The organism is Burkholderia sp. WAC0059, assembly GCF_002870125.1.
In the GTDB taxonomy this organism is placed as follows: Bacteria; Pseudomonadota; Gammaproteobacteria; order Burkholderiales; family Burkholderiaceae; genus Paraburkholderia.
On the sequence record NZ_PNEO01000004.1, the window covers coordinates 302,432 to 314,164 of the forward strand.

Below are 11,733 nucleotides of genomic sequence, written 5' to 3' on the forward strand. Positions count from 1 at the left end.
CACCGCGCTCGCGGCAAATCTACAGCACGACCTTCACCATCGGATGCCCGGTCAGCGCGCGGTAGATGTCGTCGAGCTGCACGCGGCTCGTCGCCCGTACCGTCACGGTCAGGCCCGTGTAGTTGCCGCCGCTCGACGGCCGCGTCTCGACGCGCGCCGCGTCGAAATCGCCGTCGAACCGGCGGATCACGGCGACGATCGTTTCCTGGAAATCCGGATGCGATTTGCCCATCACCTTGATCGGAAAATCGCACGGAAACACCAGCAGCGATTCGTTCGTTTCGCTCATCTCCTGCTCCCTGCCGCCCGCGCCGGGAGAGCGCGGCACGGTCTGCTCACTTCTTCCGGTTGATCATCAGCACCAGCGAATCCCAGACGCGGCTCGCGATGCCGCCCTGCGGCACGGCCTGCAGCGCGACGATCGGGAACTGCGCCAGCGTCTTGCCGTCGGCGCTCACGAACCGCGCGGTGCCCACCTGCTGGCCGTCCGCGAGCGGCGCGATGAGCGGGCTCGTCAGGTCGATCTGCGGCTTCGCGTGGTCGGCGTCGCCGCGCGGCAGCGTCACGTACTGGTCGGTCTTCACGCCCACCCGGACGGTGTCTTCGGCGCCCTTGTAGACGCGCGGCGTCGCCACCGCCTGGTTGGCCGCATAAAGGCGCGTGGTTTCGTAGGCGCTATAGCCGTAGCTCAGCATCTTCATGCCGTCCTGCACGCGGGCACGCTCGCTCGGCTCGCCCATCAGCACCGCCACGAGACGGCGCGCCCCGCCGCTCGCGCCCGGCAGCGGCCGATTCGCCGTCGCGATCAGGCAGTAGCCCGCCGCCTCGGTGTGGCCCGTCTTCAGGCCGTCGACGGTCGGGTCCAGCCAGAGCAGCCGGTTGCGATTGGCCTGGCGGATGTTGTCGTAGGTAAATTCCTTGACCGAGAAGATGCTGTAGTACTCGGGGAAGTCGCGGATCAACTGCGTCGAGACCTTCGCCAGATCGCCCGCCGTCGTGTAGTGCTGCGGGTCGGGCATGCCGTTCACGTCGGCGAAATGCGTGTGCGTCATGCCGAGGCGCTGCGCCTCGGCGTTCATCATGTTGACGAAGTTCGCCTCGCTGCCGCCGACGAGCTCCGCGAGCGCGATGGCCGCGTCGTTGCCCGACTGCACGATCATCCCGTAGACGAGGTCGTGCACCGACACCGGCTTGCCGGCCTCGATGAACATCCGCGATTCGTCGTTGCCCACGCGGCGCACGGCGTCGCTCGGCGTGACCATCTGGTCCATCGAGATCTTGTGCTGCTGCAGCGCCTCGAACACGAGGTAGGACGTCATCAGCTTCGTGAGCGAGGCGGGCTCGACGCGCTCGTCCGGATTCCCGGAGGCGAGCACCTGGTTCGCCGTGGCGTCGACGAGCACCCACGAGCGCGCCGTCACCGCGGGCGGCGGCACCTGCGCGAAGGCGCTGCCGGCGGCCAGCAGCGAGGCCGGCAACAGCACGCCGAGCGCGAACGCGCGACGGACGGAACGCACGGAAACGGGAACGAAGGAAGCGCGGAATGCGGAGGAAATCGAAAGACCGGAGGGAAAAAGACGCATAGGTTCGATTCGGGCTGGATGAACGTCGCGCGCCATCGCTGACGCGCAATCTGGAAGAGCCGGAAGGCGGACGCCGATTCGCCGCGCATCGATCGCGCGGCACAGAGCGGCGCCGGTTGGACAGGCGCACCGCGCGATCGGTTCACGCGACGCGCCGCTCGTTCGCTGTCCGAAAGCGCGGCGCCCGCCAAAAGAGCGCTCATTATACGCGCCGCGCCGATGGGGAAACGCGCGGCCGCGCATGCGTCGCACGCCGGTTTCGCGCGTTTCGCCCGGACGCCGGTCAGCGCCAGGCGTCCACGATGATGCGCTTGAGCACGTGGAGCTTGCGATGGAAGAAATGCTCGGCGCCCGGAATCACGACGATGGGCAGCTCCTGGGGACGCGCCCATTCGTAGACCGACAGGATCGGCACCGTGTCGTCGAGCTCGCCGTGAATCGCGAGCGTGTTCTCGGGAACCGGCGCGACTTCCCAGCGGCTCGCGGCCGTGCCGACGAACACCATGCGCTCGATCGCGCCGCCGTCCGCCACGTAGCGCTTCGCGACGTGCGAGAGCACGAAGGTGCCGAACGAGAAGCCGGCCAGTACGAGCGGCAAGTCCGCCTGGCCCGGTTCGGCGCGCATGTGCGCGAGCAGCGCGAGCAGATCGTCCTGCTCGCCAATGCCGTTGTCGTGCGTGCCCCCGGTCGCGCCGACGCCGCGAAAGTTCGAACGGTAAGTCGTGTAGCCGAGTTGCACGAGCGTGCGCGCGAGCGTCTGGGCCACCTTGTTGTCCATCGTGCCGCCGAAAAGCGGGTGCGGATGGGCGACGAGCGCGAGGCCGCGCGGACGCGCGCCGTTCTCGCGCACTTCGTCGGGCAGGTCGAGCGCGACCTCGATCTTGCCGACGGGGCCGTCGACGAGGAATTTCTGCGTATGGACGTTCATCGCGCGCCGGGCCTCAACGGTCGATCTTCAGGCGCTCGACCACCTTGCCGTTCGCGAGGTGCGAGACGACGATCTCCTCGACGTCGGTCTCGTCGACGTAGGTGTACCAAGTGCCCTCCGGATACACGACGACGACGGGCCCCTCCTCGCAGCGGTCGAGGCAGCCGGCCTTGTTGATGCGCACCTTGCCGGGTCCGGCGAGGCCCAGCTCCTTCACGCGCTTTTTCGCGTATTCCTGCATCGCCTGCGCGTTGCAGTTCGCGCAGCTCGGGCGGTCGGCGCCGGGCTCGCGCTGGTTCAGGCAGAAAAACACGTGATGTTCGTAGAAGGAGGTCATGGCGAGGACGGGACGGATCGGAAACGGGAAGCGGGCGCAATCAGATGCAATCGGGAGCAATCAGGCGCAGGCGGCCCGCGCGGTTCGGTCGATTATAGCGAGCGCCGAGCGACGCTGCCGCCACCTCTCCGGCGTCGCGAACCGGCCCCGACAGGGCGGCGCGCGCCGCCCGCGCTCAGGGCGAGCCCGCCGCCTGCACGCTGAGCCATGCCGAAATCTGGCCGACGAGCTGGTCGCTCGCGGCGGCCAGCGCGCTCGCGCCGCCCTCCGCGTCGGGCGAGCTGGCCGGCGCGCGCGCGACGAACGTGTGCTGGCCGAGCACCCTGCCGTTCTGGATCAGCGTCGCGCGCGCGCTCAACACGCCGGAGCTTTCCGTCGAGCTGTCGAACACCTGCTCGAATTCGTCGAGTTCGACCTTCAGCATCGGCGCCGCCACCGCGTCGCCGCCCGAGAGCACGGTCGCCTTCGACGCCAGCGCCGCGCGCAATCGCTGCGTCAGCAGCCGCGCGGGCGACATGGTCCAGTGGCTGCCCGCGTAGTGGGCGATGCGCTGCGGGTCGGCATAGCTGAGCCGGTAGGCGAAGCTGTCGTTGTCGAGCGCGGGCGGCGCGCTCACGTCGAGCACCTTGACGGGCGGCAGCGTGCCGGCCGCGGGCGGCGCGCCGGGCGGCCCGAGGTCGTAGCGCGTGTCCGCGATGGCCGCCGGGTTGCCCGCGCAGGCCGAAAGCCCCGCGCACAGAACGAGCGCCGCCAGCGCGAGGCGGCCAGGCTGAAGAAGCGAAGATGGCATTGCTGATTTCCTCTGGATCGGGCGGCGCCTTGACCGTTTAACCCCCGGCACGGCGCCGCCCCGTTTGTTCCCGTCGTCCATTCCCATTCAATCGTCCGTCCGTTCCAACGGCCGGCCCGCGCCTCACCGGCTGCCGGCCGCGGCCCGCGCCGGCCAGACGAAACCCGGCTCGCCCGGCCCCGGCGCGGGCTGCTGCGCGCCGCCGAACAGCACGCTGCGCGGGTTGTCGCTGAACGTGTCGGCGGCATGGTTCACCGAGCGCATGGCCGAGCGCACGTCCTCGGTCAGCGAATCGACGTGCGGCAGCGTGTCGTAGCCCAGTTGCGCGGACAGCGCCCCGAGCGACGCGTTCATCGACGTGAGCGCATCGCCCGCCTGCTGAGCCGCCGTGCCGGCCTTGTTCAGGTTCGCGACGAACGGGCCGTTCGGGTTGTTGACGTTCGCGATCAGCCGGTTGGTCGAGTCGAGCGAACGCTGGAGCGCGCTCACCGCGCCCGGCAGGCGGGTCGCCGTGGGCTCGAGCTGCGTGGCCAGCGCGTTCACACTGTCGGCCGCGTGCTGCAGGCTCGTGACGGTCGCCATCATCTGCTGGCGGTTTTCGTCCGAGAGCGTCGCGTCGATGTCGCCCGCGATCCGGTCGAGCTTGCTGAGCAGCGCGTCGCCGCGCGCCTGCAACTGGTCGAAGAGGCCCGGACGCAGCGGCAGTTGCGCGACGCTGCTCTCCGACGAGGGGAGCGACGCCTCGTCGGCGCCGGTATCGTCGAGCTGCACGAACGCGATGCCGGTCACGCCCTGCAGCGCGAGCGTGCCGTAGGTCGAATGCGTGATCGGCGCGCGCTGGTCCACTAGGATGCGAATCCGGATGAGCCCGGGATGCTGCGGATCGAACTCGATCGACTGCACCTTGCCGACGTCGAGCCCGCGATAGCGCACCGCCGCGTCGGGGTAGAGCCCCGTCACGCTGGTGTGCGCGACGAGGTCGTACGGCACGCGCACCGTGCGGTCGGCGCTGAAGAAAAATATGGTCACCACGATGGCGGCCAGCAGGCCGATCGTGAAGAGCCCCGCCAGAAACGCATGGGGTTTGTTTTCCATCGTCAGATTCCCTCGCTTGCTGAGCGCATTCTTCCAGCCCCGGCGCCGGCTTGCCCGGGCGCCGAACCGATCCGGCCGACCTGCCGCATGGCCGCCGTCATGACGCGACGCCGATCGAGGCGGACGCGAGCGCCGCCTCCGGCAGCTTCGCGCGGCGCTCGGGCGGCAGCGCCTGCAGCGCGCGCCGGCCGCGCATGCCCAGAAAATACTCGCGGATGAACGGGTGATCGACCGTCGCCGCCTCCTCGACGGGCGCCGCGACCAGCACCTTGCGGTCGGCCAGCACGGCCACGCGCGTCGAGAGCGCGACCATCGCGTCGAGGTCGTGCGTCACGAGCACGACGGTCAGGCCGAGCGCGCGATGCAGCGTGTGGATCAGCTCGACGACCTCGTCGGACGAGTGCGGATCGAGCCCCGCCGTCGGCTCGTCGAGAAACAGCAGCTCCGGCTCGAGCACGAGCGCGCGCGCGAGCCCCACGCGCTTGATCATCCCGCCCGAGAGCGCCGCCGGCATCTTCGAGGCGTGCTTGCACGGCAGCCCGACCATTTCGAGCTTGAGCATCACGATGTCGCGCAGCAGGTCCGGCGGCACGCGGCCGAGCTCGCGCACGGGCTGGGCGATGTTGTCGAACACCGACAGCGACGAGAACAGCGCGCCGTGCTGGAACAGCATGCCGGTGCGGCTGCGCATGAGGCGCGCGGTGTCGGCGTCGAGCGTCGAGGTGTCCTTGCCGAACACGCGGATCGAGCCCGAGGTGGGCTGCTCGAGGCCAAGAATCTGCCGCACCAGCGTGGTCTTGCCCGAGCCCGAGCCGCCGACGAGCGAGACGATCTCGCCGCTGCGCACTTCGAGGTTCAGATGCTGGTGGACGATGTTGCGGCCGTAGCGCTTCGTCAGGTTGCGCACCTCGATCACGGGCTCGCCGATCTGCGGGCGCGCGACGTCGCGCACGGACTCCCTGAGCGACGCGTTCATCCGATCCCCACGTTCTGGAACAGCACCGCGAACACCGCGTCGGCGAGGATCACGATCGTGATCGACGTGACGACCGAGGTCGTCGTGCCCTCGCCGAGGCTCTGCGAATTCGCCTTGATCCGCAAACCGAAATGGCAGCCGGAGAGCGCGATCAGCATGCCGAACACGACGCCCTTGCCGAAGCCGATCCAGAGGTTCGCGATCGGCACGACGGAGGGCATCGAGCGGGCGAAGAACGCAAGGTCGATGCCGAGCACGAACTTCGCCGCCAGCGCGCCGCCGAGGAGCGCGATGGCGTCGGTCCAGACGACGAGCAGCGGCATGGCGAGACCGAGCGCGACGACGCGCGGCAGGATGAGCCGCAGCCCGTGCGGAATGCCCATCACGCGCATCGCGTCGAGCTCCTCGGTTACGCGCATCACGCCGATCTGCGCCGTGATGGCCGAGCCCGAGCGTCCGGCCACGAGGATCGCGGAGAGCACGGGCCCGAGCTCGCGGATGACGGCGAGCCCGAGAATGTTCACGATGTACTGGTTCGCGCCGAACATGCGCAACTGCTGCGCGGACAGGTACGACAGCACGATGCCGATCAGGAACGCGACGATCGCCGTAATGGGCAGCGCGCGCGTGCCGGCGTTGTACATGTTCGCCGAAATCTCGACCCACGGAATCGTCTTCGGATTGCGCGCCACCGCGAGCAGGTCGAGGATCACGCGGCCGAACATCGCGATGCCGCCGTAGAGATGGTCGCCGAACGCGAAGATCGCGAGCCCGAGCCGCGTGACGGGATCGACGCGCGGCACCTCTTCGGGCGGCTCGCGGGCGGCATCGAGCAGCGCGATGCGGCTGAAGATTTCGCGCTGCGTGTCGGTCAGCGCGACGAGGCCCGTGGGCATCTGGTGGCCCCAGACGCGCCACAGCGCCTGGCCGCCCACGTGGTCCATCTGCTCGATGGCCGAGAGATCCCACTGGCCGACGCGCCCGGAGGAGAGCGTGCGCAGGCGCCTCACCGTGCCGCCGCGATCGCGGTCGCGCGCGAGCGCCAGCGCGGTCCACTGGCCGGAAAGCCGGACGATCGTCCCATCGGGGCCGGCCGCGATGTCGAGGCCGGGCGGTATCTCGGGATTCAAGGATGACGGGCCATCGGAAATGAGATCAGGAGCCATTGTAGCGAACGCCCCCCGATTCGCGCGCCGGGCGCCGCACCCCACTACAATACCCGCATGAACGATTTGCCCGCCCCGCCTCGCACCGACGACTGGCGCATCGACCGCGACCGCGCCGTCGCGTTGTTCGGCCCCGCCGCGCACGACTGGCCGCTCGAAATCGTCGAGGAAACCGGCTCCACGAATACCGACCTGATGGCGCGCATGAAGGCGCTGCCGCACAAGGCCGACGCGCTTGCGCGGCCCATCGTGCGGGTCGCCTATCTGCAGACGGCCGGGCGCGGCCGGCGCGGCCGCGCCTGGTACGCCCAGCCCGGCGACGCGCTGCTGTTCTCGCTCGCCTGCGTGCTGCCGCGTCCGCTCGAAGGGCTCGCGGGCTTGAGTCTCGCGGTCGGCGTCGCGCTCGTCGACGCGCTGCGCTCGCTGCCGCTCGCGAACCCCGGCCAGATCGCGCTGAAATGGCCGAACGACGTGCTGCTCGAAGGCGACAAGCTGGCCGGCATCCTGATCGAGACCGCCTGGAGCACCGCCCATGCGAGCGCGGTCGTCATCGGCATCGGCACCAACGTGCGCGGCGCCGACGAGCTGGCTGCCAAGGTCCGGACCGCCGGCGCGCCGGTAGCGGGCACCACGCCGACGGCGCTTTCGCGGGCGCTGCCCGGCGCGAACCTCACCGACACGCTGGCGGCCGAGCTGAACGCGCTCGAATCCCTGCTGCAACGCTTCGGCGCGGCGGGCTTCGCGCCGTTCCAGGCGCGCTGGAACGGCGTCCACGCCTACGCGGGCCGCGAAGTGGTGCTGCTCGAACAGGGCGTGGAACTCGCGCGCGGCATCGCCGTGGGGGTCGACGCGCGCGGCCAGTTGCTGCTCGACACGCCGCACGGACGGGAAACCGTCGCCACCGGCGACGTCTCGCTGCGGCTCGCCAACACATGAGCCGCGCGCCGTTTTTGCTCGTCGATGCGGGCAACAGCCGCATCAAGTGGGCGCTCGCGCAGGCCGACGGCACGCAGGCGCACACGGGCGCGTTCGGCCATGCCGACGATGCGGCGGGCTGGTCGGCGTTGCCGCCGCCTACAGGCGCGTGGATATCCAACGTCGCGGGCGAAACGGTCGCGCGCCGCATCGACTCGCTGATCGACGCGCACTGGCCGGGCCTGCCGCGTACCGTCGTCCGCGCGCGGGCGAGCCAGTGCGGCGTCAGCAACGGCTATGCGGAGCCGGGCGCGCTCGGCAGCGACCGCTGGGCCGGCATGATCGGCGCGCGCGCGGCCTTTCCCGACGAGCCGCTGCTGATCGCGACGTTCGGCACGGCGACGACGCTCGAGGCGCTACGTGCCGACGGCCGGTTCGTCGGCGGCCTGATCGCGCCGGGCTGGTCGCTGATGATGCGCTCGCTCGGCGAACACACGGCGCAGTTGCCGGTACTCGACGCGCGCGCCGCGCAGACGCTCCCGGCCGGGCTGGTCTTCGCGACGGGCACGCCGCGCTCGATCGCGGCCGGCTGCACGCTGGCGCAGGCCGCGCTGGTCGAGCGGGCATGGGCCGACCTGCGCGACGACTGGCGGGCGCCGGTGCGGCTCGTGGTGAGCGGCGGCGCGGCCGACGCAGTGACAACGGTGCTGAAGGTGCCGCATACTCGCCATGACGCGCTGGTGCTCGCCGGCCTCGCCCGGATCGCAAGGGAGGAGGCGAACGCCGAACCCGGCTGACCCGGACCCGGCCCGGGAGCGGGAAGCGCACCGAAAGCGCGCCGAAAGCGCGCCGGCACGACGGACGGCGGAAGAGGCGCGGCAAACCGCGACGACCCTGAACGACTTACGACGGAGCCTCACACGATGCTGCGCTGGCTGATCGCCCTTCTGATCCTCGCGAACCTGCTCGCGCTCGCGACGATATACGGCGCGTTCGGCCCGCTGCCAGCGGCCGGTTCGCGCGAAACCTGGCACATGAGCCGGCAGTTCCATCCCGAGCGGCTCGCCGTGCGCGGGCTCGCCGCGCCGGAATCCGTCGATCCGGCCGTGGTCGGCGGGCCGGCGCCTTCGCCGCCGATCCAGGCGTCGTCGCTGGCGCCCTGATCCGCGGCCCGCAAGGAAGCCGCCGCGCGTCGCTCAGCCCTGCTCGCGCACCTTCTTCAACAGCTTCGTCGTCGAGCGGTCGTGTTCGAACGCGATCGCTTGCGCGCGGCCGCCCCAGCCGCGCACGAGCGCGGACTCGGGCAACGCGTCCATGTCGTAATCGCCGCCCTTGACCAGCACGTCCGGATGCAGCGCCTCGATCAACGACATCGGCGTGCGCTCCTCGAAGCGCACGACCCAGTCGACGCTCTCGAGCGCCGCGAGCAGCGCCATCCGGTCGTCCTCGTGGTTGATCGGGCGATCGTCGCCCTTGCCGAGCATGCGTACCGACGCGTCGCTGTTCACGCCGACGATCAGGCATGCGCCGAGCGCCCTCGCCTGCGCGAGGTACGTCGCGTGCCCGCGGTGCAGGATGTCGAACACGCCGTTGGTAAACACCACGGGGCCGGGCAGCGACGCCCGCCGCTGCGCGAGCGCCTCGCGGGCCGTGATCTTGCGTTCAAAAGAAGCTGGCATCGGAGAACCCGAAAAGAAAACGATCATGAAAAACGGTCCGGCGTGCTCGCGCATGCCGGACCGTTCGTTGTGCTGCCTTGTCGCTCCCCGGCCATAGACGTAGAAACACGCAGGGAGAAGCGCCGCCTGTTCCCGGGGCCATCGCCGGCCCCGTCGCGCGTCAGGCCGGCTGCCGCGCCTGCGCGCTCTGCTCGGCCTGCTGCAGGCGCGATACCACTTCCTTGCGGTAGCGGTTCAGCTCCTGCGCAGTGCTGAACGTACGCTCGAGCAGAATCGACAGGTTGTGCAGAATCCGTTCGACCACCTTCCTTTCCCAACTGTCGTCGAAGCGGATCTGCTCGTCGAGCCAGCGCTCGAGCCAATCCGGATCGGGCAGGCGCGACTGCACCGTATCGCGCGGGAACAGCGCCTGGTTCACGTGCAGATTGGTCGGGTGCAGCGGCTTCTCGGTGCGCCGCGCCGACGCCATCAGCACGCCGATCTTCGCGAACGCCGCGCGCGCGGCATCGCCGCAATTCGTGAGGGCCCGCTTCATGTAGCGCAGATACGCGCCGCCGTGACGGGCCTCGTCGCGCGAAATCGTTTCGTAGATGTGCTTGATGACGGGCTCGGTATGCCACTCGGCCGCGCGGCGATACCAGTGGTTCAGGCGGATCTCGCCGCAGAAGTGCAGCATCAGCGTTTCGAGCGGCGGCGCCGGGTCGAACTCGAAGCGCACCGCGTGCAGCTCCTCCTCCGTCGGCACGAGTTCGGGCCGGAAGCGCCGCAAGTATTCCATCAGCACGAGCGAGTGCTTTTGCTCCTCGAAGAACCAGACGCTCATGAACGCCGAGAAGTCGCTGTCGTGGTGGTTGTCGCGCAGGAACATCTCGGTGGCCGGCAACGCGGACCACTCGGTGATGGCGTTCATCTTGACGGTCGTGGCCTGTTCGTCGGTCAGGCGCGATGCGTCGAACTGGTCCCAGGGAATGTCCTTTTCCATGTCCCAGCGGACCGATTCGAGCGACTTGTAGAGTTCTGGATAAAGCATGGTGTTCATAGTCCCGCCCCTGTTCTGCGCATGACGACCTGTAACCTGTTGCATGCCGCAACCGCGCCCACCCGCGCATTCGCAGCGTAACCGATCAATTTTACGCGGTAATCGAACGTCCGCATCCGCCGTGCGCCGAAGAATTGCCTGCGACGGAGACGAAGCGTGAATACCGGGGTGGTTGGGCAGCGTGACCGACCGTGGGTGGAAACCATGCCTGGGATCGGGACTGCCGGGCGGCGCATGCCGCAACGCCGGGTGAGCCGGCGCCCGGCCCGCCATCCGGCGCGCTGTCCGCCCGCTTGCCACCGCGTCGAACCACCGGATAAAGCCGGGAAAAGGCTTACGGCATGATAGCACGCCGGCCTTGCGGTCCCGGCGCCGGAGCAGGCCGGCGCCCGGGCGCCACGAACGCCGGCCGAATCGCTCAATTCGCGCGGGGTGGAGCCTTCTTCGCCGCGCGCGGGGCCGTCCGCGCAGAAGCGCGTTTCGCGGCGGGTGCGGGCTGGCGGGCGCGCGGCGGCCCATCGTCCCCGGCCGTCCCCGTGGCGCCTGGCTCCCCGGCCGTCGTCGCTGCCGGCGCCTTCGGCGCGGCCGGTTCGCCCGACGCGCCCGACGCGCCCGCGCCGGGGGATTCGGCCGGCTGCGCCATCGCGAACTGCGCCAACTGGTTGAACTGCGCCTGAAGCAGGTTCCACCAGGCCGACGCATCGAGTCCGGCCTGCGCCGACGCCTGCCCCGACGATTCGTCCGCCGCCTGCGCGGCGCCTCGCGCCTCGTCGCCGCCCGCGGACGCGCCGGCGCCGGACGCCACGGCAGCCCGCTCGTCGGCCGACGTCATCTGCGCCTGCGCGAACGCCCCGAACGCGCGCAGCGTCGCGAGCGTCGAGCGCTGAACCTCGAGCGTCTGGATCGCCGACTGCAGCATGTTCAGGTTCAGCTTGAGCCATTGCTCGACCGCGCGCAGATCGGTGATGCGCTTGTCGAGCTCCTCGACGCTCGTGAGCGGCGCCATCATGTCGGACATCGCCGACAGCGACGCGCCGAATCCCTCTACCGACCCCGGCTGCGCCCCCGGAAACGCATTGCCGAACGGCGTGAAACGCAGCATCGTCCACATGCGCTCGAGCATGTCGGCGGGCGGGAAACCGGGGAAACCAGGAAAGCCGGAAAAGGGAGGCTGGGTGCCGGCGGGATCGGTCATGCGGAACTCCTTGCTCGATCGGGGGGGGGG

General features: G+C 69.9%; 14 protein-coding genes. 3 read left to right on the forward strand and 11 right to left on the reverse strand.

What is annotated here, in order from left to right; genetic code table 11:
* Window positions 1–19: 19 nt before the first annotated feature.
* The 8 genes from CY652_RS06595 to CY652_RS06630 all read right to left on the reverse strand — a co-directional run bounded on the left by CY652_RS06595 (window position 20) and on the right by CY652_RS06630 (window position 6,839).
* Window positions 20–289 (reverse strand): DUF493 family protein, encoded by a 270-nt coding sequence (locus CY652_RS06595; protein ID WP_102129893.1) that lies wholly within the window; start codon window positions 287–289, stop codon window positions 20–22.
* Between the two features lie 46 nt (window positions 290–335).
* Window positions 336–1,583 carry a D-alanyl-D-alanine carboxypeptidase family protein gene (locus CY652_RS06600; RefSeq protein ID WP_102129894.1) on the reverse strand — a complete coding sequence of 416 codons (1,248 nt, stop codon included), beginning with the start codon at window positions 1,581–1,583 and terminating at the stop codon, window positions 336–338.
* Window positions 1,584–1,866: 283 nt separating this feature from the next.
* Window positions 1,867–2,511, reverse strand: a complete 645-nt coding sequence (locus CY652_RS06605; RefSeq protein WP_102129895.1) for an alpha/beta hydrolase — start codon at window positions 2,509–2,511, stop codon at window positions 1,867–1,869.
* 13 nt (window positions 2,512–2,524) lie between these two features.
* Window positions 2,525–2,848 carry a (2Fe-2S) ferredoxin domain-containing protein gene (locus tag CY652_RS06610; protein WP_102129896.1) on the reverse strand — a complete coding sequence of 108 codons (324 nt, stop codon included), beginning with the start codon at window positions 2,846–2,848 and terminating at the stop codon, window positions 2,525–2,527.
* 175 nt (window positions 2,849–3,023) lie between these two features.
* Window positions 3,024–3,638, reverse strand: coding sequence for an ABC-type transport auxiliary lipoprotein family protein (locus tag CY652_RS06615; protein WP_102129897.1), 615 nt, complete (start codon window positions 3,636–3,638; stop codon window positions 3,024–3,026).
* A 123-nt stretch (window positions 3,639–3,761) separates the two neighbouring features.
* Complete coding sequence (locus tag CY652_RS06620) at window positions 3,762–4,733, reverse strand: MlaD family protein (RefSeq protein ID WP_102129898.1); 972 nt, start codon at window positions 4,731–4,733, stop codon at window positions 3,762–3,764.
* 97 nt (window positions 4,734–4,830) lie between these two features.
* Window positions 4,831–5,709 (reverse strand): ABC transporter ATP-binding protein, encoded by an 879-nt coding sequence (locus CY652_RS06625; protein WP_102129899.1) that lies wholly within the window; start codon window positions 5,707–5,709, stop codon window positions 4,831–4,833.
* Entirely contained in the window at window positions 5,706–6,839 is a 1,134-nt protein-coding gene (locus tag CY652_RS06630; RefSeq protein ID WP_102129900.1) for an MlaE family ABC transporter permease, read from the reverse strand. The genes CY652_RS06625 and CY652_RS06630 overlap by 4 nt, the downstream gene beginning before the upstream one ends.
* A gap of 93 nt (window positions 6,840–6,932) precedes the next feature.
* Between CY652_RS06630 and CY652_RS06635 the strand changes: the two genes are divergently transcribed.
* From CY652_RS06635 to CY652_RS06645, 3 genes are all read left to right on the forward strand, one after another.
* Window positions 6,933–7,811, forward strand: a complete 879-nt coding sequence (locus CY652_RS06635; protein WP_102129901.1) for a biotin--[acetyl-CoA-carboxylase] ligase — start codon at window positions 6,933–6,935, stop codon at window positions 7,809–7,811.
* Window positions 7,808–8,587: a type III pantothenate kinase gene (locus CY652_RS06640; protein ID WP_102129902.1), complete on the forward strand. Its 780-nt coding sequence runs from the start codon at window positions 7,808–7,810 to the stop codon at window positions 8,585–8,587. Before CY652_RS06635 ends, CY652_RS06640 begins: the two co-directional genes overlap by 4 nt.
* Before the next feature lie 126 nt (window positions 8,588–8,713).
* A complete protein-coding gene (locus tag CY652_RS06645; protein WP_102129903.1) occupies window positions 8,714–8,953 on the forward strand; it encodes a hypothetical protein in 240 nt (79 codons plus the stop codon).
* A 33-nt stretch (window positions 8,954–8,986) separates the two neighbouring features.
* Here the strand turns inward: CY652_RS06645 and rfaE2 are convergent, their stop codons facing one another.
* The 3 genes from rfaE2 to CY652_RS06660 form a co-directional block, all read right to left on the reverse strand.
* Entirely contained in the window at window positions 8,987–9,469 is a 483-nt protein-coding gene (gene rfaE2 / locus CY652_RS06650; RefSeq protein ID WP_102129931.1) for a D-glycero-beta-D-manno-heptose 1-phosphate adenylyltransferase, read from the reverse strand.
* Between the two features lie 160 nt (window positions 9,470–9,629).
* The gene (locus CY652_RS06655; RefSeq protein ID WP_102129904.1) at window positions 9,630–10,508 is read right to left on the reverse strand and encodes a ferritin; all 879 of its coding nucleotides are present in this window, start codon (window positions 10,506–10,508) and stop codon (window positions 9,630–9,632) included.
* 418 nt (window positions 10,509–10,926) lie between these two features.
* On the reverse strand, window positions 10,927–11,733 hold an 807-nt coding region (locus tag CY652_RS06660; protein WP_374703631.1), incomplete at its 5' end, for a PhaM family polyhydroxyalkanoate granule multifunctional regulatory protein.